This window comes from Paenalcaligenes hermetiae (genome assembly GCF_039543645.1).
Taxonomy (GTDB): domain Bacteria; phylum Pseudomonadota; class Gammaproteobacteria; order Burkholderiales; family Burkholderiaceae_B; genus Paenalcaligenes; species Paenalcaligenes hermetiae.
This window is the reverse complement of record NZ_BAABKD010000008.1, coordinates 137,666-161,221: the sequence shown is the minus strand read 5'-3', so window position 1 is coordinate 161,221 and position 23,556 is coordinate 137,666. Positions and strand designations below refer to the sequence as shown.

Genomic DNA, 23,556 nt, shown 5'->3' with positions numbered 1-23,556 from the left:
TAGTAGTAGAGTGGTGTTTTTCATTTTTGCACCAAAAGTGCTTGCATTTTTTGCTTTTTTTAGGTGGCGTTGCCTCATTACCCATGAGGAAAACGAAAGGAACAGAAACGACGCCATTTTGTGATGATTAATAATGAATAGGAGTTGTGTTTTGACACAAAAACGAATCGCGATTTTAGGTGCGGGTCCCAGTGGTTTAGCTCAATTGCGTGCTTTTGAAGCCGCACGTGCCGCTGGTGTAAAAGATCTGCCAGAAATTGTTTGTTATGAGAAACAAAATGACATTGGTGGCATGTGGAATTACACATGGCGCACCGGCCTGGATCGTAATGGCGAGCCCGTACATGGCAGTATGTATCGTTACTTATGGTCGAATGGACCTAAAGAATGTTTAGAGTTTGCGGATTATTCTTTTGATGAGCATTTTGGTCGTCCTATCCCATCGTATCCGCCGCGCGAGGTACTTAAAGATTACATCATGGGGCGTATTGATAAGCGCGCTATTTTTAATTACATACGTTTTGAATGTCCTGCTCGTTGGGTGACCTTTGATGATGAGACGAAAAAATTCACTGTTACGGTGATGAATCACAAAAAAGGCGAACAAGAGGTAGAGGAGTTCGACTATGTGGTGGTGGCAACAGGGCATTTCTCTACGCCTAATATGCCTTATTACGAGGGCTTAGAGCAGTTTCCTGGTCGGGTATTGCATGCACATGATTTTAGAGATGCCTTAGAGTTTGCAGATCAAGACGTGTTGCTAGTGGGCGGAAGTTTTTCTGCAGAGGACATTGGAACGCAGTGTCATAAATACGGGGCGAAATCCGTGACGATTAGCTACCGTAGCGAGCCTTTGGGTTTTGAATGGCCAGAAGGCATCGAGGAGCGCCCACTATTAACTCGTTTGGATGGGAATACGGCTTATTTTAAAGACGGTAGCAGCAAGCAGTTTGATGCGGTCATTATGTGTACTGGCTATCAGTTTCATTTCCCATTTTTGCCAGACGAGTTACGCTTGCAAACCAATAATTGTTTATATCCAGATAATTTATATAAAGGGGTGTTTTTCCAAAGCAACCCACAGTTGATTTATTTGGGTATGCAAGATCAGTATTTCACATTCAATATGTTTGATGCGCAGGCTTGGTATGTACGAGACGTGATTTTAGGTCGTATCCAATTACCGAGTGCGCCTGAACGTGCAGCGGATATTAAAGCGTGGCGTGATCGTCAGGATGCGTTATCCAGTCCAAATGAGTGTATTGATTTTCAAGCACAATATATTCGTGACTTAATGCAGCCTACCGATTACCCGGATTTCCCTATTGAAAAACAGGCCGAGCTTTTAAAGCAGTGGTTATTAGATAAAAAAGAAAACATTATGACTTTTAGGGATAAGTCCTATCGCTCTACCATTACGGGAACCATGGCGGCGCGTTTGCCTAAGCCATGGTTAGAAATCAAAGATGACTCCTTAGAGGGCTTTATGTCTTTGAAGTTTGTCGAGGTAGAGGAAACCGCTGACGTCTAATCACTGTGCGTTTTTCAGCCCCAAGCGGTGTGGTGCCGCTTGGGGTTTTTTTGTGCTTTTAACGTCTTTTTTGGATCAATAGTATAGCTACGAGGGTAGCGGTGCCGCATAAAGCAATGACAGCGCTCCAGCCCCCGTGCTGCCAAAACCACCCCCCAGCAGAACCAGTCACGCTTGAGCCTAAATAATAAAAAAGCAAATAAAGCGAGGTCGCGTGGGCTTTGGTGCTTTTGGCTTCGAGCCCCACATAGCTGCTGGCTAGCGCATGGGCAACAAAAAAGCCAAAAGTCATTAGCGCAATGCCCACCACAATCCAGAGAAGCTGGTTGGATAGCGTTGTGATCAGACCAAAGAGCATCAGCGCCAGGCTGATTAACACCGCTGTTTTTGAACCTAGGCGCTGGCTGAAGTTACCCGCTAAAGACGAAGACATAATGCCTAAGCTATAGCATAAAAAGATAAGGCTGATTTGAGTCGGGCTTAAATCAAAGGGGGATTGGGATAAGCGGAATGTGACGTAGTTAAAAGTCGTCACAAAGACGCTCATAATCAGAAAAGCAAACGCATAAAGATTAAGTAAACGGGGATTAGCTAAATGTTGGCGCCAAGCATGCAAGTGAAATTGTAGTGGGCTGCCACGTTGTGGACGAAAATGTTTAGAGGCGGGCAATAAATACATAAAGCCGAGTGCGGCAAGTACGCAGAGCCCGCCTAATGCAGCCATGGCAACGTGCCAAGAAAAGTGTTCTACAACAAGTCCCATGCCCACTCGCCCTATCATGCCCCCAAATGCGGTACCTGCAATATAGACCCCCATGCTTTTGCTGAGGTCGGCAGGGTGGATTTCCTCGGCGATCCATGCCATGGCAATCGCTGGCACCCCACCCAGCACAAAGCCCTCAATAGCGCGGATACTAAGCAGCAGCGGCCAATTACTAATAAATGCACAAGCGATGTTCAGTAATGCCGCAATCAACATGGAGCCAAACATTAGGTGCTTGCGTGCTAGGCCTTGAGAAAAAGCACCGGATAGCACAATAGAAAAAGCCAAAAAGCCCGTGGTAAGCGACAAAGCCAAAGCACTGTTGGCTGGGCTAATAGCAAAGCTAGTGGTGAACTCTGGCAAGAGTGGTTGCACGCAGTAAATCAAAGAGAAGCTAGCAAAGCCTAGTAAGAACAAAGCCAGCGTGGCGTGCTGGTAAGCGGGGGTGCCTCGAGTAACCCAGGATGTGGCATCCGTGTGGGGGCGAGGTTGTGGCGTGGAAGATTCCATAAAACCAAAGAGAGAAGCAAAAACATCAAATTAGCAAAGCTTGCAGCGCTTGTCTAATCCTGTGGGATTGTCGTGTTTATACAAAAAATAGGGTGCAAGCGATGTTTTTTCATATTTCGAGACGATTTGGCTTGATAAGTGGATTTTTTGTCGTAGAATAAGCTTATTTATGTTCGTCATTAGGAATCGCCATGGTAGCAACTACCGTCCATTCTTCTACTTCCGTGTCAGAGGTAGCACCAATAAAAACGAAGCAGGCTGGGCATGAGATGCCACGCAAACCCTCTTTATGGCAGGGGCTTGTCTTAGCGGCTGGGTTGGCTGTTGTGGCGATGGCGTTGGGCCGATGGCTGCCTACCGTAGGCGGTCCCGTTTTTGCCATTTTATTAGGCTTGTTGATTCGTAATACGCTGGGGATGATGCCTGTTTTTCAACCTGGCTTAGCCTTTGCTTCTAAAAAAGTATTGCAGTGGTCAATCATTGCTTTGGGCTTTGGGCTCAGTTTTTCGCAAGTGGTGCAAACGGGTTTGGAGTCAATCTGGGTCACTGTGGTGACAATGATTGCCGCTTTTGCTACGGCTGCTATTTTAGGAAAGGTGTTGGGCGTACCGGATAAGCTTAGAACCTTGATCGGGGCAGGTACCGCGATTTGTGGTGGTTCGGCGATTGCGGCGGTGGCCCCTGTGATTAAACCCGAAGAACACGAGACCGCGTTTGCGATTTCTACTATCTTTTTATTCAATGTGGTGGCGGTATTGGTGTTCCCTTTTTTGGGGCATTGGATGCAGATGTCGGATGCGGGTTTTGGGCTTTGGGCAGGCACGGCAATTAATGATACCTCATCGGTTGTGGCTGCTGCGTATAGCTATAGTACCGAAGCCGGTGACTATGCCACGGTGGTCAAGCTGACACGAGCAACCTTTATTATTCCAATTTGTTTATTTTATGTGGTGTTAGAGATTCGTCGTCAAAAACAAGCGGGTACTGGCTTTAGTCTGATGCGTTTAATCCCTTGGTTTATCGTTTGGTTTGTGGTGGCGTCGGCGGTACGCTCAACTGGGGTATTGCCGGATGAGCTTTTACATGTGTTGCAGGGGCTAGCCAAATTTTTAATGGTTTTGGCTCTGGCTGCCATCGGTTTATCAAGTAATATGCGGATGATGGCGCGTACGGGCTGGCAGCCTGTGGCACTTGGCCTTGGGGTGTGGTTAGCGGTTTGTATTACCAGTCTGGGCGTGCAGCTCTATAGTGGGGCGTGGTAATCAAGACGAGGATTCCAATAAAAAAGCCGAGCTTATCAGTGCTCGGCTTTTTTATGTTGTCTCTTGGCTGAGTTCAGTCTTAGTTGTTGGCTGCGCAGCGAATCATTTCCTCAAGGATGCGTTCAGCCACTTTGTGATCATCATCGGGCTTTCTGCCACTGATCCCGATACCACCGACAAGTGCGTCGTCGATACGAATAGGGATCCCACCAGCAATAGAGGTGAGTTTTAGATCCTGAAAATCAATGATCGTGACACGCTCATTGTGTAGACGAGTATTGAAATCCTTTGTGGAGGATAGCATTTTCACCGAGGTGTACGCTTTGGAGATAGAAATATTAATGGTTCGGGAAGGGGTGGCATCCATTTTGTAAAAATAGACTAGGTTCCCTTCTTTATCAACGATAGCAACGGTAATAGGGGGTAGGCCGTCGTTTTTGACTTCGTTGATAACGGTTTCTATGGCTTGATGGAGGGAGGCTATATTAAAGAGGTTATGTTTCATAAATAGGTCGTAACGGGTTGATTTATAATAAGTTGTAATAATAGGTCGCTGTATTTTGAATAGCAAGCGTAGGCGCCTGTTTTTCTCTGGGGGTTTTCCCCATATGAGGTCTTCTATATGAAAGTTAGATAGTCAATGCTTAGTTCTATTTTTTGGTATCATGTGTTTTAAATAATGGGGTTTGGTGGCGTGAATGCGTGAAAGAAAAACAAATATCGAGTCAGTTGAAACAGTAAAAATCGCAGGTGATACGCCGGCTTTGCGTTTATTTAGCTTATTGGAGCTAATCGCTAGCCAGGACAAGCAGTTTTCCTTACAGGATTTAGTCGATAGCACAGACTTGCCTAAGCCAACGGTGCATCGCATGTTGCAGCAGCTTGAGTCTGCAAATATGCTGATTCGTGATACTGACGGCCGTCATTATTGTGTCGGCGGTCGTTTACGGCGTTTAGCAGAGGATTTGTTGTTAAATGACACAAAATATGGTGCACGCCATGCGGTATTACGGGCACTGGGAAATGAGCTTGGCGAAAGCTGCAACCTAACGGCGCTGTCGGGTAACGAGGTCTTATATTTGGATCGAGTGGAAACCGATGCTCCCCTACGCTTTTATTTGCGTCCAGGCTCGCGTGTGCCGGTGCATTGTTCAGCAAGTGGCAAAGTGCTATTAGCTCAATTACCCCCCGCGCAGCGTCGACGCTTATTAAGCAATGTGCCTTTTGATGTTTATACAAAAAACACGATTCGCTCTTTAGAGGAGCTCGAGGTTGAGCTGGAAAAAGTCAAAGAGCAGGGCTATGCATTTGATAACGAGGAATTTTTGCCTGGCTTATTTTGTGTAGCTGTATTGGTGCCAAGAGCGAATGGGAGTCGTTCGAATATGGCGGTGGCGACTCAGGCGCCTATTATGCGGATGACGCCTGATAAAGCGCTGGCCGCATTACCGGCTTTGCAGCGTGCGGCCCAAGCCTTAATGCAAATCGAAGCAGAACGCTATGCAGACTAAGAGCGGGGGCGTTGAAGACTACGGATAAAATCATCGATAAAGTGGTTATCTAAGCTTTAATACAGAAATAACTCTTTTCACAGGATTAGGATGACATTACGCCATCATCAAGCTCGCGCTTCATTCACTCGCTCCGAAAAAGCTGTGAGCCCGCCATCCACGCCCCGTTTATTATTATTTAATAAGCCTTACGATGTTTTGACGCAGTTTACGGATGAGCAAGGGCGAGCCACCCTAAAGGACTATATTCCCGTGCCTGATGTGTATGCCGCAGGTCGCTTAGATCGCAATAGCGAGGGCTTATTGCTGCTTACGAATGACGGGCGTTTACAAGCTCGTATTGCTGAACCTAAATACAAAATGCCTAAAACTTATTGGGCTCAGGTCGAGGGCATGCCACAAGCGCATCAGTTACAACAATTACGCCAAGGGGTCATGCTAAAAGATGGATTAACCCAGCCGGCTCAGGTAGAGCTCATACCCGAGCCGGATTTATGGGAAAGGGATCCGCCGATACGCTTTCGAGCACATATTCCCACTGCTTGGCTGCGCTTAACGATTACCGAGGGTAAAAACCGCCAGGTGCGGCGAATGACGGCAGCTGTGGGGTTGCCAACGTTACGCTTGGTTCGCGTGCAGGTTGGGCCGTGGGAGCTGGGTGACTTACTGCCGGGGCAGTGGCGCGAGGTGCCTATTCATGCTCGTCGATAGCGTATTTTGCCCCAGCTGCTGGCTGAGGCGGGCTGAAAATCAGGCGAAGCGGCGTACCGCATCAAGGGCTGCACGGTATTCCGCTTCGAGTTGGTTAACAATCTCGGCAGTAGGCAAAATATGATGAATCGCCGCCACGCCTTGTCCTGCACCCCAAATATCTTTCCACGCTTTGGCCCCTTGCTCTTTGCTGTATTCTATTTTTCCTTTTGGGCCTTGGTTTAAGTTCTCAAGATCCAGCCCCGCACGCTCTAAGCTTTGGCGAAGATAATTACCGTGGACCCCAGAGATTTTGTCGGTATAGATAATATCAGAGGCGCCTGCTTGGAGAATGCTTTGTTTATAGTCAGCGCTGGCTTGTGCTTCGGTGCTGGCAATAAAACGCGTGCCCATGTAAGCCAAATCTGCACCCAGTATTTGCGCAGCGAGAACGGCTTCTCCGGTAGAGATGGCGCCGGCTAAAGCAATAGGGCCATCGTAATGAGCCCGAATCTCTTTGATCAGAGCAAAAGGCGATAGGGTTCCAGCATGTCCGCCTGCTCCTGCTGCAACTAAAATTAGCCCATCCACACCGGCCTCAATCGCTTTTAATGCATGACGTAAATTGATCACATCGTGCAGCACAATCCCCCCATAGGCATGTACGGCTTGAATCATTTCAGGCATTGGGGCGCGCAATGAAGTAATAAAAATGGGCACCTCATGGCGTAGGCAGATTTCTACATCTTCTTCTAAGCGTTGATTTGAGTGATGAATAATTTGGTTAACCGCTATGGGGCCTACAGGCTTATCGGGGTGTTGTGACTGATACTCGCTTAGTGTCTGTTTAATCTGGGTTAGCCATTGGTCAAGCAGCTCAGGGCGGCGAGCGTTTAGTGCAGGAAAAGCACCTGCAATACCCGCTTGGCATTGGGCGATGACGAGCTCTGGATAGCTAACGGTAAACATGGGGGCGGCAATAACTGGGAGCCGCAAGCCTTGTAGAACTGAAGGTAGCGTGGTTTGCTCTCGCATAATGTGTCCTTTAATTATTTCACGTTAACACGAAACAACGATAGAATTGATTCTGTCATGAGCACGTCAAAAAACAGAAGTAGGGGTTTTTCTGTATTGGCGCGCTTTTTCTTTTTTACCATAATTCAAACAAACGTTTGATTTATTTTTTGTGGTTGTTGAGTATTCATGCTTAAAGAAGTTGTAAAGAAAAATGATGATTCCATGCGTCAGGACGCGTTAGCAACACGCGAGGCGTTATTGGATGCGGCGGAATATTTATTCACGCAGCAAGGGCACGATGCCACTTCATTGCGCCAGATCACCACGCGTGCCCAAGCGAACTTGGCAGCAGTGAATTATCACTTTGGCAACAAGGAGGGCTTGATAGAAGCAGTATTTAAACGTCGTCTCGAAATCTTAAATCAGGAAAGATTGTTACGTTTAGAAGCGCTGGAGCAGCAGGCTAAACAAACCGGTGAGCCGATAAAAGCTTCAGCAATTGTGGATGCGTTTTTTGGCACATTAATTCGTATTGCTAACGAGGGCAATGATGCCGCGTGGTCATTATTAGAGCGTTCCATGATGGATCCAGCACAGTTTACGCGCACTTTATTTGCAGAGGAATGTGCTGAGGTCTTAGAACGCTATAAGCAAGCGCTATTCAAGGCGTTACCTCATGTACCGCACGAAGAAATCGTATGGCGTTTTCAGTTTATGTTGGGCGCAACAGCGTTTGCTTTAAGTGGCACGCATGCATTGCGAGAGGTATTAGGGCTGGAGCAAAGCGCGGCAGAGGATCCTACGCAAGCCGCAGAGCGTTTATTGCCTAGATTAATGGCTTTTTTATTAGGCGGGCTTCGGGCTCCGCTCTAGTTATTTTTAAAGAGGGGTAGGGCAACATGATAGATGTCATAGGATGGACCGCATTAGGGGTAGCAGCAGTAGGGGGCGCTTTGGTAGGGATACCAAGTATTCGTCGGCCGCTGTTAAGCCAACCGATTCTAAATACTTTTAAAAAGATACTGCCAGCCATGTCCGATACGGAGCGAGACGCGCTGGAATCGGGCACGGTCTGGTGGGAAGGGGAATTATTCCGTGGGCGCCCTGATTGGGATCGTTTGCTTTCCTATCCTAAACCCCGTCTTAGCGCCGAGGAGCAAGCTTTCTTAGATAATCAGGTGGAAACCGCATGTGCGATGGTTGATGACTGGCGTGCTTCGCACCATGATGGCGATTTGCCAACCGAGGTCTGGGAATACCTCAAAAAAGAAGGCTTTTTTGGCATGATTATTCCTAAATCTTATGGGGGTTTAGGGTTTTCTGCTTATGCGCACTCACAGGTTGTGACGCGGCTTTCCACACGTTCTTCTGCGCTAGCCGTTACGGTGATGGTACCGAACTCTTTAGGGCCAGCAGAGCTGTTGATGCACTATGGCACCCAGGAGCAAAAAGATCATTACTTGCCACGGCTTGCTAGCGGTAAAGATATCCCCGCTTTTGCTTTGACTAGCCCCTGGGCCGGTTCTGATGCGGCGGCAATTCCAGACTATGGCATTGTTTGTAAAGGGCAATGGCAGGGCAAAGAAGTCCTGGGTATGCGTGTAACCTGGGACAAACGTTATATTACTTTGGCTCCTGTATGTACCGTGGTGGGGCTTGCTTTTCGTCTCTATGACCCCGATGGCCTTATCGGGGATGAAAAAGACATTGGTATTACATGTGCTTTGGTCCCAGCGGATCACCCTGGCGTAGATATTGGCCGTCGTCACTTCCCTTTAAATGCCGTCTTTATGAACGGTCCTACGCGTGGTAAAGATGTATTCATTCCTATGGAATACATCATTGGTGGTCAAAAAATGGTGGGTAAAGGCTGGCGTATGCTCATGGAGTGTCTAGCAGTAGGGCGCTCGATTTCTTTACCAGCATCCAATGCAGGTATGACGGCGTTAACCTCGCGTGCTGTGGGGGGTTACTCACGAATCCGCAACCAGTTTGGGGTATCGATTGGTCAATTCGAAGGGGTGGCCGAAGCCTTAGCTCGTATTGGCGGGAACACGTATGTGGCCGAAGCGGCTCGGACAATGACCGCAGGCGCCGTGGATTTAGGCGAAAAACCAGCGGTTGCTTCTGGTATCGTGAAATACCACATTACAGAGCGTGCGCGTCAGGTGGTAAATGACGGCATGGACGTTGTAGGGGGCAAAGGGATTTGTTTAGGGCCCTCTAACTTTCTCGGTCGCGCTTATCAGCAAATTCCTGTCGGTATCACCGTTGAGGGAGCCAATATTCTTACCCGTTGTCTGATTATTTTCGGGCAGGGGGCTACACGTTGCCACCCATTTGTGCTGGCCGAGATGCAAGCCGTCTTAGAAAAAAATCAGAAAAAAGCGCTTCATGATTTTGATCAGGCGTTTTGGGGGCATGTGCGCTTTGTTTTTGGAAACGTGTTCCGTACAGCTGGGCATAGTCTGACCGCAGCGCGCTTTGCGCGTAAACCGCAGCAAGCCGATAGCGATACGGCACGTTATTACCAGCTTCTTGGGCGGGTATCCAGTGCGTTTGCCATGTTGGCCGATGTGTCTATGTTTGTGTTGGGTGGCAGCTTGAAGCGCAGAGAAAGCATTTCGGCTCGTTTGGGTGATGTGCTGTCACAAATGTATTTAGCCAGCGCCGTTTTAAAACGCTACGAAGACGAAGGTCGTCAAAAAGAAGACTTGCCTCTTGTTCACTGGGCTGTACAGGATGCGTTATTTAAAGCACAAACAGCGCTTGAGGGCGTGTTAGAAAACTTCCCTAATCGCTTTGTGGCTGCGCTTGTTAAACGTTGGATTTTCTTATGGGGCAAGCCTTTCCGTCAGCCCTCGGATCGTTTGGGTTTGCAAGTCGCACAGCTGCTCTTAGAGCCCAGTGCTGCACGAGATCGTTTGACCAGCAGTTGCTACATTCCACGCACTGAAAATGAACCCGTGGGTGCCATTGAGCTCGCGCTACAGGCCACATTAAAAGCCGAGCCATTACAGCGTAAGCTACGTCAATTGGTAAAAAGTGGTCATTTGCAAGCCAACCCCTTGGCGAATGTACGTGATATGACCGAGGCGGCTAACCAGGTGGGCGCATTAAGCCCCGAGGAATATCAAACCCTAAAACAATATGATCGTTTACGCGATATCGTAGTGCGTGTTGATGACTTCCCCTTTGAGATTTTTGCTAAAGAGGAAAAAGCACCTTCAACCACCACAACTGCTACGGTGTTGCCGCCCAAAGAGGGAGTGCCGGCATGAGCTTAAAAACGGTGTACGTGGTTGATGGTACCCGAACCCCTTTTCTTAAAGTAAAAGGGGCCCCAGGGCCATTTAGTGCCGCTGACTTAGCCGTGCAGGCAGGGCGGGAACTACTTTTACGCCAGCCTTTTGCTCCCAGCGATTTGGATGAGGTCATTATCGGGTGCGCTGCCCCCTCACCCGACGAGGTCAACATTGGTCGGGTGATCGCCCTGCGCTTAGGGTGTGGAAATCAAGTCCCAGCTTGGACAGTGATGAGAAACTGTGCATCAGGCATGCAGGCATTGGATTCGGCACTCGCTAATATCCAGCGAGGCAAAGCGGATTTGGTTCTTGCGGGTGGAACCGATGCGCTGTCGCACGCGCCCTTGCTGTTTTCTGATGCGATGACCTTATGGTTTTCACGTTGGATGGGAGCCAAAACGCTGACGCAACGTCTTGGCTTAATTAAACAGTTTAAACCTGCTTATTTAAAGCCGGTGATTGGCTTATTAAAAGGCTTAACGGACCCTGTTGTGGGCTTGTCGATGGGGCAAACAGCAGAAAACCTGGTTTATGAATTTGGATTAACCCGAGAGCAGTTAGATAGTTATTCTGTACGTAGTCATTTACGTGCCGTAGAGGCAAGACAGCGTGGGGCTTTTTCTGCTGAAATGGCGCCTTTAGTTGATAAGTCAGGTCAATACTACACCGAGGATGACGGGGTTCGAGCAGATTCCAGTCTAGAGCGCTTGGCACGATTAAAACCCGTTTTTGATCGTCCAGGTGGTTCAATTACCGCTGGGAATAGTTCGCAGGTGACAGATGGGGCAGCGGTCTTGCTTTTGGCCTCAGAAGAAGCAGTGCAGCGTTGGCAACTAACACCTTTAGGGAAAATTGTAGATAGCGAATGGGCTGGCTTAGATCCCTCTGTGATGGGGCTAGGTCCTGTACACGCTTCAACGCCTTTGTTGCAACGACAGCGTTTGGGCTTAGAAGACATCGATCTGTGGGAAATCAACGAGGCTTTTGCGGCACAGGTATTAGCCTGCTTGGCGGCTTGGAACGATGAGCAGTACTGCCAAAAGCATTTTGGTATTTCTGCCATGGGGAAACTGGATGAGCAGCGTCTTAATGTAGATGGGGGGGCAATTGCTTTAGGACATCCAGTAGGCGCATCGGGAGCCCGTATTGTTTTGCACTTATTACAAGCCTTGCGGCAGCGTGGTTTACAGCGCGGTGTGGCTACTATTTGTATTGGTGGCGGCCAAGGGGGCGCTATGCTTGTCGAGGCCCTATATGACACGGATCAGGAGATAACGCCATGATGAGTCATAGCAGCAAGCACTGGTTTTTACGCTTTGATGAGACTGAAGTGGCATGGCTCTATCTGGATAAAAAAGAGACTGCCGTGAATGCGCTTTCGGCCGAAGTGATGGCCGAGCTAGCACAGATACTAAATTTATTAGAAAAGCATCCACCTAAAGCCTTAGTGATTAGCTCCGCAAAAAAAACGGGTTTTATTGTAGGGGCAGATATTAATGAGTTTTCTGAATTAACCACACCAGAGGCTGCTAAAGAAATGGTCAGCCGTGGTTGGTATTTATTCGAGCGCCTAGAGCGTGTGCCTTACCCTACCTTAGCCCTCATTAATGGTCATTGTTTGGGGGGGGGTTTAGAGCTCGCCTTAGCTTGTCGTTATCGTTTGGTTGTTGAAAGTAGCGAGACTCGCTTGGGCTTACCCGAGGTCATGTTGGGGATATTTCCAGGTTGGGGTGGGATTTTACGTTTGCCGCGCCAAGTCGGAGCGATTGATGGTCTAGATATGATGCTGACAGGGCGTCGTATCAATAGTAAACGTGCCCTAAAAATGGGGTTAATTGATGCTATTGTTCCCTTAAGGGTTAGCGAGCAAGTTGCCCGTGAGTGGGTGGTTTCGGGTCGTAAGCCCCGCCAAATAAAAGGCTGGAAAAAATGGCTAAATATGAAGCCATTGCGCTCATTAGTGGCTAAAAAGGTCACGCAGCAGTTACAGCAGAAAGACCCACATCAACATTATTTAGCCCCTCGCGCTATTTTGCAGTTATGGCAGCACCACGAGGGGAATGCGCTAAAGAACCCTAAGCTTTTGAATCAGATCTTAAGCTCGGAGACGGCAAAAAACTTATTGCGTGTGTATCACCTTCAGGAACGTCTAAAAAACGAAGGTCGGCCAGAACAATACCAGCCCTTGCAGCAAGTGCATGTGATCGGGGCGGGAGTAATGGGTGGTGATATTGCGGCATGGTGTGCCTTACAAGGCGTAAAGGTAAGCCTGCAGGATCAAAATCAAGCAGCGATCGAAGCCGTTATGCAGCGTGCCGCCACGTTATTTAAAAGGCGCCTCAAAGAGCCACGTGCTATTCAAGCGGCATTAGATCGATTGATTCCTGACCCCCATGGGCACGGTGCAGCACAGGCGCAACTGGTACTCGAGGCCATTAGTGAAAATATCGATGCGAAACGTGGGCTTTATGCGTATTTAGAGCAGGTGATGCGCCCTGATGCTGTATTGGCTACGAACACTTCTAGCTTGGCGTTAGAGGATCTGAGCCGGGATCTAAAACAACCAGAGCGTTTGGTGGGTATCCATTTTTTTAACCCTGTGGCATTGATGCCTTTAGTAGAGGTGGTACATCAGAATGTATCGAGTCCAGCGCATCAGCAGGTTGTGGATCAAGCCCGCGGCTTTGTGGGACAGATAGGAAAGCTGCCTTTGGTTGTAAAAAGCGTACCTGGGTTTTTAGTTAATGCGGCTTTAACCCCTTATATGTTGGCCGCGATGCGCCTGGTGGACGAGGGGTATAAGCCTGAAGCGATTGATGCTGCGATGGAAGCTTATGGCATGCCGGTTGGGCCGATTGAGCTGGTAGATATGGTGGGCTTGGATGTGGCTTTAGCGGTGGGAAAACAATTAGTTACTGATGCTTTAGCCCCAGTTTGCCTACAGGAAAAAATAGAAAAAAACCAATTGGGCCGTAAAACCGGTCAGGGCTTTTATCAATGGAAAGCCGGCAAGGCGATTAAACCAAAAGCAGAGCCGGTTGCCAATAAGCTTGCGCAAGAGCTGGCAGATTTATTGGCCTCAAGCGCTAAGCAACAGCTTGACCAACAAGTAGTGAAAGATGCGGACTTGGTCGATGCTGGGATGATTTTCGGAACTGGCTACGCACCGTTTACGGGCGGGCCGTTGTATCAACGAGGAGTGCAGTAGTGAAGTAGTGAAATAGGCCTATTCCTAGGCCTAAAACCAAAGGAAATAAGGAGACAATGATGAAAATCAAAAAACACAGTGTGATGGTATTGCCATTGGTATTGAGTGCCGTTTATGCCAATACCGCATTAGGAGCAGGTTTTCAGTTATTAGAACAAAACGCCAGTGGGCTGGGAAATGCTTATGCTGGATCAGGCGTAGATACTGAAAATGCAAGTGTTTTGCATTTTAACCCTGCTGCGATGACGTATTTACCTGGTATCCATGTAACGGGTGGGGTGACAGCTATTCGCCCTTCCTTTAAGTTCACGGATAACGGGCAAAGTGTGACACCATTTAACACGAAAGGCACTTCAGGTGGCGATGCAGGAGGTTGGGGGGTTGTGCCTAACTTGGCCGCAACATGGCAGTTGAATCCACGCTGGTATGTTGGGCTGGGCGTAGGCGTGCCGTTTGGTTTAAAAACAGAGTATGAAGACGATTGGGTAGGACGTTTTCATTCCCGTGAGTTCGAAATTAAAACTATCAATATCAACCCGACTATTGCTTATCGGGTGAATGACCAATGGTCCATTGGAGCGGGAGTGAACTGGCAGCGCATTGATGCCAAATATAAGTTGGCTGTGCCGGTAGTACATCCCTTGTTACCTTTCCCCATAGAGGGCGATGCCAAAGTTGATGTCAATGGCGATGCGTGGGGGTGGAATGTGGGTGTGGTTTTCCAACCAGTAGAATCGACACGCATTGGTTTGTCTTACCGTTCACGTATCAAACATACAGGTAAAGGCGATACCAATATTGCAGTCCAAGGCCAGCATATGGTGGCGGCGGACGCGCGTGCTACGGTCAAGCTCCCAGATACAGCAATTTTAAGTGTTTCACATCAGCTAAACCCGCGCTGGACTTTATTAGGCGATGTGTCTTGGACCGGATGGAGCAGTATTCCTGAGCTCACGATTGAAAACCAAGGGCTGCCTAGCAATGCCCTCGATCTACAGTTCAGAGACACCTGGCGTTTTGCTTTAGGTGCGAAATACAAAATCAATGAGGACTGGACTTGGAAAGTCGGTGTAGCCACTGACCAGGCACCGATTCGTAGCGCAGAAAAGCGTCCTACCTCTTTGCCTGATAACAATCGTCGCTGGTATTCCACAGGTGTGCAATATCAACACAAAAACATGAGCTTTGATGTTGGCTACACCTATTTGTACCTGAAAAAAACACCAATTCATAACCTTGAGCCAGGCCGAGGCTTAGTCTCTGGCGAATACAAAAGCAAAGGGCATGTAATTGGTATGCAAGTATCCGCTTCGTTTTAGTCGTTACCCATTTTGAGGGAAGGAGAGAGCATTGAGTACTTTTAATATTACGCGTGTAGCGGTTTTGGGAGCCGGAGTAATGGGCGCCCAAATCGCAGCACACTTGGCCAATGCGGGAATTTCTGTGCTGCTCTATGATCTTGCTGCGCAGACGGGAGATCCGAATGGAGTTAGTGTTAATGCAATCAAGCGTTTACAAAAAGCTGAACCGGCACCTCTAGCCAGTAAAGAGGTACTCACTTCCATTGAGCCTGCTAACTATGACCAGCATCTAGATCGCTTAAAAGAGTGTGAGGTAGTGATCGAGGCGATTGCTGAGCGTATGGATTGGAAGCAAGATCTGTACAAAAAAATAGCGCCAGCACTAGGAGCAGAGAGTATTTTTGTTTCCAATACGTCAGGGCTATCCATCCAAGCCTTGGCGGAGTCTTTGCCCGAGGCATTACGCTCACGTTTTTGTGGAGTGCATTTCTTTAACCCTCCTCGGTATATGAAGTTGGTTGAGTTGATCGCCACTTCGTATACCTCAAGCGAGGTATTAGATAAGCTTGAAACATGGTTAACCACCACCTTAGGTAAAGGTGTGATTCGAGCCTTAGATACGCCTAACTTTATTGCGAACCGTATTGGTGTGTTTTCCATGTTGGCGGCAATGCATCATACGCAGCGTTTAGGCTTAGGCTTTGATGAGGTGGATGCGATTACCGGGCCACTTATTGGTCGTCCTAAAAGTGCTACGTATCGCACCGCTGACGTGGTGGGCTTAGACACATTAGCTCATGTAATTCGTACCTTGCAAGAGAACGCAACGGAGGACCCTTGGCATGCTTACTTTAAGGCTCCAGCTTGGTTACAGGTGCTAATTGAGCAAGGGGCATTAGGGCAGAAAACGCGGGCAGGGGTTTATCGTAAGCAGGGTAAGGACATCCAAGTTTTGGATCCTGAAACGGCCAGCTACCGCGCACGAGCAGGTCAAGCCGCAGACGAACTAGTACAGATCTTAAAACAAAAAGATCCTGCTGCTCGCTTATTGGGATTGCGTCAAAGCTCACATCCGCAAGCCCAGTTTTTGTGGGCGGTACTGCGCGATACATTCCACTACAGTGCTGTGCATTTAGGCGACATTGCACAAAATGCTCGTGATGTGGATTTAGCGATGCGCTGGGGATTTGGCTGGTCTCAAGGTCCTTTTGAGCAGTGGCAGCAAGCAGGCTGGCAAACCGTAGCTAAAGCGATTCAAGAGGACATTCAGGCGGGTCTCACGATGAGTGACGCGAAGCTACCTGATTGGGTGCTAGAGTCAGGGCGCGAGGGAGTACATCAGTCCGATGGGTCGTTTTCGGCACGTACGAAGCAGATTGAGGCTCGCTCTGCCTTGCCTGTGTATCAGCGTCAATTATTCGGTGAGCGCTTGTACGGAGAGGCGCGCTCAGATCAAGTGCTTGAGCAAGAGACCATATGGCAAAACGAGGGGGTACGCTTATGGCGCTTACCCACGGTGGATGCGGGCATCGCCATTTTATCGATTCAGTCCAAAATGCATACCATTGGCAATGAGGTGCTAACTGGTATCTTAGAAGCCGTAGCCATAGCAGAGCAGTCTTACGAAGGGCTTGTTATCTGGCATGAGGCTCCTTTTGCGGTGGGAGCAAATCTACAGCAGGTAGCCGATGCGGTGGAAGCTCAAGCTTTTGATGTGTTGGAAGCCGAGGTAGCTAAATTCCAGCAAACGGCTTTGGCTTTGCGTTATGCACGTGTGCCAACAGTGGCTGCGGTTCAAGGTCTAGCGCTAGGTGGTGGTTGTGAGTTTGCGATGCATGCACACTCGCGTGTGTTAGCACTAGAAAGCTATATGGGGCTTGTCGAGGTTGGTGTAGGGCTTATTCCAGCTGGGGGTGGTAGCAAGGCTTTTGCTGTACGTGCCGCAGAATTAGCGCGTACCACTGAAACACCTGCTGAAGTGTTCCCCTATTTGGTTAAGCCTTTCCGACAAATTGCCATGGCTCAAGTGGCAAAAAGTGCGCTCGAAGCTCAGCAAGTGGGCTTTGCACAAAAGCATGACAAGGTTGTGTTCCATGCGGACGAATTGTTATGGACAGCGCTTAAACAAGCTCGTGCCTTAGCCGATATGGGGCATCAGCCGCCAGCTGTACCTAGTCGTATTCCCGTTGCCGGTAGAAATGGCATTGCTAACTTTGATTTGCAGCTAACCAATATGTTAGAGGGCGGCATGATTAGCGAGCATGATTATCGCGTTGCCCATGCTGCAGCGGTTGCTTTATGTGGAGGAGATATTGATAGTGGCACAGAGGTTGACGAACAATGGCTATTAGCCGTGGAGCGGCGCGAATTTGTGCAGTTGTTACGTACACCAGAAACACTAGCGCGCATCCGTCATATGTTGACCACAGGCAAACCACTACGTAATTAAAAGGAAGGATTATGAGCAGTCAAAAACAAGAGGCGTATATTGTTGCAGCCACTCGGCTGCCTGTGGGTAAGCGTGGGGGCGTATTTGGAAAAACTCGTCCTGATGATTTACTTGTTGGTGCCCTACAGGCAGCATTAGCTCAAGTACCCGAGTTGGATCCTGCGCTGATTGGTGATGTTATTGTTGGGTGCGCTATGCCCGAGGCCGAACAGGGGATGAACGTAGCACGGATGGGGGTATTGCTTGCAGGTTTACCTGCTCAGGTACCAGGCGTGACGGTGAACCGTTTTTGCGCTTCGGGGCTACAGGCGGTTGCTGATGCGGCCGCGAAAATCCGACTCGGTGAGGCGGACGTGATGATCGCGGCGGGTACAGAGTCCATGAGCGTGATGCCCCAAATGATGGGTAATAAAATCGCCATTAACCCTCGAATTTTTGAAAACCCTGATCTAATTGGCATGGGATATGGCATGGGCCTAACTGCCGAGAAAGTCGCTGAGCGTTGGCATATTTCGCGTGAGGATCAAGACGCATTTGCATTGCAATCCCACGAGCGGGCTATTGCTGCCCAAAAGGCTGGGTTGTTTGATGCGGAGATCACTCCTTACGAAACAACCTCTTATGTGCCCTCTGGCCAAGACAATGGTGAGGTCATCGAGCGTCAACATGTTGTGCGTGTAGACGAGGGGCCGCGACCTGATAGTAGTTTAGAGGGGTTAGCACGTTTGCGTCCTGTCTTCTCGGCTAGAGGTTCTGTGACAGCCGGAAACAGCTCTCAGGTTTCTGATGGTGCTGCTGCTGTGGTGCTGGTTTCAGAAAAAATCCTCAAGCAGCTAAATTTACAACCGTTGGCCCGCTTTGTAGGCTATGAGGTTGCTGGGGTTCCGCCAGAGGTGATGGGGATTGGTCCAGTAGAAGCCATCCCTAAGGTTTTAAAACAAGCTGGTTTGACACTCGATCAGATGGATTGGATTGAGTTAAATGAGGCTTTTGCAGCTCAGGCTTTAGCTGTGATGCGCCAGTTGGATTTAAATCCAGAAAAGGTGAATCCATTAGGCGGAGCGATCGCTCTTGGTCACCCCTTAGGAGCAACCGGGGCGATTCGTACGGCTACATTGGTGCATGGGTTGCGCCGTACCGGAGCCAAGTACGGCATGGTGACTATGTGTATCGGTACGGGTATGGGCGCGGCTGGGATATTTGAGGCGCTCTAACGTATGAAGCTACGGTGGATTTATCGCATACCACCTAAGTGGCGAGCACGGGTACTGAGAGCTGGCTTCAACTTGCATCCAGGCTTTCGCAGCATGGGAGGCAAGGTGATCGAAGTCACTCCAGACCTGTCCGCCATGAAAATACGTCTCCCCTTGCATTGGCGGACACGTAATGCATTGGGGTCTATATTTGGTGGATCGTTATTTGGTGTCACTGATGGACCGCATCCTTTGTTATTGATGGTGAGTTTAGGCGAGGATGTGATTGTATGGGATAAGCAGGCTTCGATCCGCTTCCGACGACCAGCCTATTGCACGTTATATACATGGTGTCGTGTTACGGCTGAAGACAAGGATCGTATACAAAGCGCTTTAGAAGAACACCAAGAAGTCACTCATGATTTTGTTATATCTCTTGAAGATCAGGCCGGAGAGGTTTATGCCATTGTAGAAAGGACGTTATATATTGCGCATCGTCGGCACTATAGTCAAAAAAAGAAAGCCCAGAGCGAGCGTAAGCAAGAAGGTTAAGCAGAGTTCAAGAGTAAGGAGAGAGAGGATATGGAGAAAATTTGGCTGAAAAGCTACCCAGAAGATGTTCCAGAAACAATTAGTACCTCCGGTTATACCTCATTGGTAGACGTGCTAGAGCAAAGTTGCGAGCGTTTTGCCAAGCAAACTGCTTATGTGTCTTTAGGGCGTGAGATGAGTTATGCCGAGCTGAATCGCCAGAGTAGTTATTTTGCAAATTGGTTGCGTCTGCAAGGGTTTAAAAAAGGCGATGCTGTGCTACTGATGATGCCAAACATTTTGCAATATATGGTTTGTATGTTTGGTGTATTAAAAGCGGGTTGTGTGATGGTGAATTGCAATCCATTGTATAAACCGCGAGAGCTGGAATACCAGCTTAATGACTCTCGGGCTAAAGCTATTGTTGTGGCTGAGAACTTTGCTCATGTACTAGAAAAGGTTAAGCATCGTCCTTATTTACAAAGCGTAGTTGTTACAGGGGTTGGGGATTTATTAGGAGCAGTAAAGGGTGGGTTAACGAACTTTGTATTACGTCGTGTAAAAAAAGCCGTACCTAAATGGGAGCTGCCCGGGCACGTGCGTTTAAAGCAGGCTTTACGCCTTGGCTCACGCCAGTCGTATCAGCCAGTCAATATTCAGCAAGAAGATTTGGCTTTTTTGCAGTATACAGGGGGAACCACAGGGGTGCCCAAAAGCGCAATGCTTTCTCATGGCAATATGCTGGCTAACTTAATGCAAGCTTATGTTTGGGTGCGAGCGGTGGTACGCGATGGTAAGGAGTGTGTGATTACGGCATTGCCGCTCTATCATATTTTTGCTTTAACGGCGAACTGCATGCTTTTTATTAAGCTGGGCGCACGTAATGTCTTAATTCCTGATGCGCGAGATATCCCAGCACTCATTAAGACCATGAATAAAGAAAAAATGACGGGTTTCACGGGGGTGAACACGTTATTTAACGCATTACTTAACCATCCTGATTTTGCTAAAGTGAATTTTTCATCATTGCGTTTGGTTTTAGGTGGCGGGATGGCTGTGCAGAAAGCGGTGTCTGAGCGCTGGGAAAAAGTAACAGGGCTACCACTGGTTCAAGCTTATGGTTTAACCGAAACCTCTCCTGCAGTAACGATCAATCCTTTTGATGGTCGGCATGTAGAGGGATCTATTGGCTTGCCATTACCTTCGACTGAACTCGTTATTCGTGATGATTCAGGACAAGATATGGGCGTGGGTGAAGTGGGTGAGATTTGCGTGCGTGGTCCTCAGGTGACTTCTGGCTACTGGCAAAAGCCAGAGGAGACGGCACAGGTTTTTTATGCTGATGGTTTTTTACGAACAGGGGATATTGGTTATATCGATGCAAATGGTTTTGTATTCTTGGTAGATCGAAAAAAAGACATTATTTTAGTATCGGGCTTTAATGTCTACCCCAATGAAATCGAAGAGGTCGTCGCGATGCATCCAGGGGTGCAAGAGGTGGCAGCAGTAGGGGTTCCCGATGAGCGTACGGGTGAGGCGGTTAAATTATTTGTACAACGTAAGGATCCAAATTTGACGGAGCGAGAGTTGATTAAGTATTGTCGTCAACATTTGACCGGCTATAAAATTCCGCATTATGTGGAGTTTAGGGATGAGCTGCCTAAATCCAATGTGGGGAAGATCCTACGCAAAGCCCTGCGATAAAAATAAAACCATTAATAAAAAAGCCTCGTTCAAAAATGAACGAGGCTTTTTAGTGTATGGCGCGGCTGGCAAGATTCGAACTCACGACCCCTTGGTTCGTAGCCAAGTACTCTATCCAACTGAGCTACAGCCGCTAAAAGCGTTATTGTTATTGTATCTTTGTTTTTTGTATTAAGCAATAACAAAGATAATAATCCTGTTTTGATTAACAGAATTAAAATGTATGGCGCGGCTGGCAGGATTCGAACCCACGACCCCTTGGTTCGTAGCCAAGTACTCTATCCAACTGAGCTACAGCCGCTAAAAAATAAAATTTTATTAAAGATTTAAGTCGTTGTCAAGGATTGTTTAACAACGAGATCAAATAAATCAATAATAAGACGTAAGCAACCCTGTGCTTTAACGTCTAAAAAGTTATTATAGCACTCTGAAGCAAAAAAGGGTGAAAAACAATTGCATATTGTCGATTATTTTTCGGCGAGCTCCATCTGTTCGCGATGATGGGGTTGAGAAAAATCGATAATAGGGCCCAGGGGAACAATCCCAGTGGGGTTGATCGTGGGGTGGCTAGCGTAATAATGGCGCTTAATGTGATCCATGTCGACTGTGGCAGCGATACCTGGCTGCTGGTATAAATCGCGCACATAGCCCCAGAGGTTGGGATAATCCACAAGCCGACGCAGGTTGCATTTAAAGTGGCTGTAATATACGGCATCAAAACGAACTAGAGTCGTAAAAAGCCGCCAGTCGGCTTCTGTGATTTGGTCGCCGCAGAGATAACGGTGTGCCTGCAGGCGCTGCTCCAGAAGATCTAAATGAGCGAATAGGGTCGTAACAGCTTTTTCATAAGCGTTTTGGGAGGTGGCAAAGCCTGCTTGATAGACGCCATTATTAATGGTTGTGTAGATCTGTTCATTGATAGCGTCGATAGTGGATTGTTGCGCTGCTGGGTAATAGTCATAATGATTTGGTACCAGTTGATTAAACGACTGGTTGAACATACGAATGATGTCGGCCGACTCATTGCTAACAATGGTTTGCTGCATGCTGTCCCAGAGCATGGGGACGGTAACCCTGCCTGTGTAGTGTGGATCTGCTTTTTGATAGAGCTGGTAGAGATAATTAGCCTGAAGCACCGGGTCGGGATCGACTCCAGGTCCAGGTTCAAAGCTCCAGCCGTGCTCTTGCATTAAAGGGTTTACCACCACTACGGCAATATGGTCTTGCAAGCCTTTTAATTCGCGCAAAATAAGGGTGCGATGCGCCCATGGGCAAGCTAGACTCACATATAGAATATAGCGTTGGCTAACAGCGGGAAAACCGCCTTTACCCGTGGGGCCTGGGCTACCGTCAGGGGTGATCCAGTTTCTAAATTGCGAGATATCGCGCTGAAACTCACCTTGGGTGCTATCTGTGTCATACCATTGATCCACCCATTGTCCATTGACGAGCAAGCCCATTGTTTTCTCCTATTTGCCGTGTAGCTGCTGTGTAATACGTGCTACATGATGGCCTTGATAGCGGGCACCGGCAAGCTCATTGGCGCTTGGCTGGCGTGAGCCGTCGCCGCCGGCGATAGTGCTGGCACCATAGGGGGTGCCACCAGTGACTTCATCCAGACGCGACTGCCCATCAAAGCTGTAGGGTAACCCCACAATGACCATACCAAAATGTAGCATATTTGGAATTAAGCTCATCAAGGTGAGCTCTTGGCCACCATGCTGGGTGGCCGTAGAAGTAAATGCACTTCCTACTTTACCCTCAAGAGCGCCTTTTGCCCAGAGCCCACCACACTGATCTAAAAAATTGGCCATTTGAGAGCTAAGCCGCCCAAAGCGCGTACCGGTGCCAAAAATGATCGCATCATAAGCGGAAAGCTCCTCGACGGTTGCGATGGGGGCCGCTTGATCCATTTTGTAGCCGGAGCGCTGTGCTACGTCCGCGGGGACGAGTTCTGGCACCCGCTTAATGTCGACGTGGGCGCCAGCTGAGCGTGCGCCTTCAGCTACGGCTTGTGCCATGGTTTCGATATGCCCGTAAGCGGAATAATATAAAACCAGTACTTTAGCCATATAAGCCTCCTAGAGATAAAAAAAAAGTATGGCTTTATGCTAAAGAAGGCGCAAAAAACGGGTGGGTTTTATTGGTAACCCTTCGTTATTTTTGTAAGCGATACTGCTTTAGGGCGGCAATGACGACGCTGACCCAACCGCCCAGCATCAGTATGCCGCCTATGGGGGTGATCATGCCTAGCCAGCGCTGACCACTGAGCACGAGTAAAAACAAGCTACCTGAAAATAACAAGGTCCCGCAAAGTAATAGGCTAAATGCGAGCGTTTGGAGTTTGGGTTGCAGGTGTGACTGTGCGACAGCCACGGCAAACAAACCTAAACCATGTACGAGCAAATATAAGACGGCAGTATGCCAAATAGCCATTAGGCTCATATCCACCAGGCCAGTTAGAGCATGAGCACCAAAAGCGCCCGTACCCACCCCGATAAATAATAAAAAAGCAGCAATAGCGATTTGAAGTGATGCGTTCATGAGGCAATCCGTGTTTTCTACAGGGGAAAGTGTATTG

The 23,556-nt window shown here is 48.4% G+C and carries 19 protein-coding genes and 2 tRNA genes; 13 read left to right on the top strand and 8 right to left on the bottom strand.

What is annotated here, in order from left to right:
• Positions 1 to 151: 151 nt before the first annotated feature.
• Positions 152 to 1,531, top strand: coding sequence for an NAD(P)-binding domain-containing protein (locus ABD980_RS05170; protein ID WP_345370099.1), 1,380 nt, complete (start codon positions 152 to 154; stop codon positions 1,529 to 1,531).
• A 58-nt stretch (positions 1,532 to 1,589) separates the two neighbouring features.
• Here ABD980_RS05170 and ABD980_RS05165 read toward each other — a convergent pair whose 3' ends face one another.
• The gene (locus ABD980_RS05165) at positions 1,590 to 2,804 is read right to left on the bottom strand and encodes an MFS transporter (RefSeq protein ID WP_345370097.1); all 1,215 of its coding nucleotides are present in this window, start codon (positions 2,802 to 2,804) and stop codon (positions 1,590 to 1,592) included.
• Between the two features lie 191 nt (positions 2,805 to 2,995).
• Here ABD980_RS05165 and ABD980_RS05160 point away from each other — a divergent pair, with 191 nt between their 5' ends.
• Positions 2,996 to 4,066, top strand: a complete 1,071-nt coding sequence (locus ABD980_RS05160; RefSeq protein WP_345370095.1) for a YeiH family protein — start codon at positions 2,996 to 2,998, stop codon at positions 4,064 to 4,066.
• A 79-nt stretch (positions 4,067 to 4,145) separates the two neighbouring features.
• Here ABD980_RS05160 and ABD980_RS05155 read toward each other — a convergent pair whose 3' ends face one another.
• Entirely contained in the window at positions 4,146 to 4,571 is a 426-nt protein-coding gene (locus ABD980_RS05155) for a GlcG/HbpS family heme-binding protein (protein WP_345370093.1), read from the bottom strand.
• A gap of 193 nt (positions 4,572 to 4,764) precedes the next feature.
• Here ABD980_RS05155 and ABD980_RS05150 point away from each other — a divergent pair, with 193 nt between their 5' ends.
• Both ABD980_RS05150 and ABD980_RS05145 read left to right on the top strand, forming a co-directional pair.
• A complete protein-coding gene (locus ABD980_RS05150; protein WP_345370091.1) occupies positions 4,765 to 5,577 on the top strand; it encodes an IclR family transcriptional regulator in 813 nt (270 codons plus the stop codon).
• Between the two features lie 90 nt (positions 5,578 to 5,667).
• Entirely contained in the window at positions 5,668 to 6,288 is a 621-nt protein-coding gene (locus tag ABD980_RS05145; RefSeq protein ID WP_345370089.1) for a pseudouridine synthase, read from the top strand.
• A gap of 39 nt (positions 6,289 to 6,327) precedes the next feature.
• Here the strand turns inward: ABD980_RS05145 and ABD980_RS05140 are convergent, their stop codons facing one another.
• Positions 6,328 to 7,302, bottom strand: a complete 975-nt coding sequence (locus tag ABD980_RS05140; RefSeq protein ID WP_345370087.1) for an NAD(P)H-dependent flavin oxidoreductase — start codon at positions 7,300 to 7,302, stop codon at positions 6,328 to 6,330.
• Positions 7,303 to 7,470: 168 nt separating this feature from the next.
• On the opposite strand from ABD980_RS05140, the gene ABD980_RS05135 reads away from it, so the two are divergent.
• Genes ABD980_RS05135 through ABD980_RS05095 form a run of 9 tightly spaced genes read left to right on the top strand, consistent with a single transcriptional unit; the run spans position 7,471 to position 20,975 of the window.
• Complete coding sequence (locus ABD980_RS05135; protein WP_345370085.1) at positions 7,471 to 8,157, top strand: TetR/AcrR family transcriptional regulator; 687 nt, start codon at positions 7,471 to 7,473, stop codon at positions 8,155 to 8,157.
• Between the two features lie 26 nt (positions 8,158 to 8,183).
• Complete coding sequence (locus ABD980_RS05130; protein WP_345370083.1) at positions 8,184 to 10,565, top strand: acyl-CoA dehydrogenase; 2,382 nt, start codon at positions 8,184 to 8,186, stop codon at positions 10,563 to 10,565.
• A complete protein-coding gene (locus ABD980_RS05125; protein ID WP_345370081.1) occupies positions 10,562 to 11,872 on the top strand; it encodes an acetyl-CoA C-acetyltransferase in 1,311 nt (436 codons plus the stop codon). Before ABD980_RS05130 ends, ABD980_RS05125 begins: the two co-directional genes overlap by 4 nt.
• A complete protein-coding gene (locus ABD980_RS05120; protein WP_417629216.1) occupies positions 11,872 to 13,797 on the top strand; it encodes a 3-hydroxyacyl-CoA dehydrogenase NAD-binding domain-containing protein in 1,926 nt (641 codons plus the stop codon). The genes ABD980_RS05125 and ABD980_RS05120 overlap by 1 nt, the downstream gene beginning before the upstream one ends.
• Positions 13,798 to 13,856: 59 nt before the next feature.
• Positions 13,857 to 15,116 (top strand): OmpP1/FadL family transporter, encoded by a 1,260-nt coding sequence (locus tag ABD980_RS05115; protein ID WP_377536211.1) that lies wholly within the window; start codon positions 13,857 to 13,859, stop codon positions 15,114 to 15,116.
• Positions 15,117 to 15,147: 31 nt separating this feature from the next.
• Positions 15,148 to 17,547, top strand: a complete 2,400-nt coding sequence (locus ABD980_RS05110; RefSeq protein ID WP_345370077.1) for a 3-hydroxyacyl-CoA dehydrogenase/enoyl-CoA hydratase family protein — start codon at positions 15,148 to 15,150, stop codon at positions 17,545 to 17,547.
• Between the two features lie 11 nt (positions 17,548 to 17,558).
• Positions 17,559 to 18,761: an acetyl-CoA C-acyltransferase gene (locus tag ABD980_RS05105; RefSeq protein ID WP_300646635.1), complete on the top strand. Its 1,203-nt coding sequence runs from the start codon at positions 17,559 to 17,561 to the stop codon at positions 18,759 to 18,761.
• Between the two features lie 3 nt (positions 18,762 to 18,764).
• The gene (locus ABD980_RS05100) at positions 18,765 to 19,292 is read left to right on the top strand and encodes a DUF4442 domain-containing protein (protein WP_345370074.1); all 528 of its coding nucleotides are present in this window, start codon (positions 18,765 to 18,767) and stop codon (positions 19,290 to 19,292) included.
• 30 nt (positions 19,293 to 19,322) lie between these two features.
• Positions 19,323 to 20,975 carry an AMP-binding protein gene (locus ABD980_RS05095; protein ID WP_345370072.1) on the top strand — a complete coding sequence of 551 codons (1,653 nt, stop codon included), beginning with the start codon at positions 19,323 to 19,325 and terminating at the stop codon, positions 20,973 to 20,975.
• Positions 20,976 to 21,032: 57 nt separating this feature from the next.
• Here the strand turns inward: ABD980_RS05095 and ABD980_RS05090 are convergent.
• The 5 genes from ABD980_RS05090 to ABD980_RS05070 all read right to left on the bottom strand — a co-directional run bounded on the left by ABD980_RS05090 (position 21,033) and on the right by ABD980_RS05070 (position 23,519).
• Positions 21,033 to 21,109, bottom strand: a tRNA-Arg gene (locus ABD980_RS05090).
• A 90-nt stretch (positions 21,110 to 21,199) separates the two neighbouring features.
• Positions 21,200 to 21,276: transfer RNA gene (locus ABD980_RS05085), tRNA-Arg, on the bottom strand.
• Between the two features lie 166 nt (positions 21,277 to 21,442).
• Positions 21,443 to 22,435 carry a glutathione S-transferase family protein gene (locus ABD980_RS05080; RefSeq protein WP_345370070.1) on the bottom strand — a complete coding sequence of 331 codons (993 nt, stop codon included), beginning with the start codon at positions 22,433 to 22,435 and terminating at the stop codon, positions 21,443 to 21,445.
• A gap of 9 nt (positions 22,436 to 22,444) precedes the next feature.
• A complete protein-coding gene (gene wrbA, locus ABD980_RS05075) occupies positions 22,445 to 23,047 on the bottom strand; it encodes an NAD(P)H:quinone oxidoreductase (protein WP_345370068.1) in 603 nt (200 codons plus the stop codon).
• Positions 23,048 to 23,132: 85 nt separating this feature from the next.
• Positions 23,133 to 23,519: a DUF423 domain-containing protein gene (locus ABD980_RS05070; protein ID WP_345370066.1), complete on the bottom strand. Its 387-nt coding sequence runs from the start codon at positions 23,517 to 23,519 to the stop codon at positions 23,133 to 23,135.
• Positions 23,520 to 23,556 lie beyond the last annotated feature (37 nt).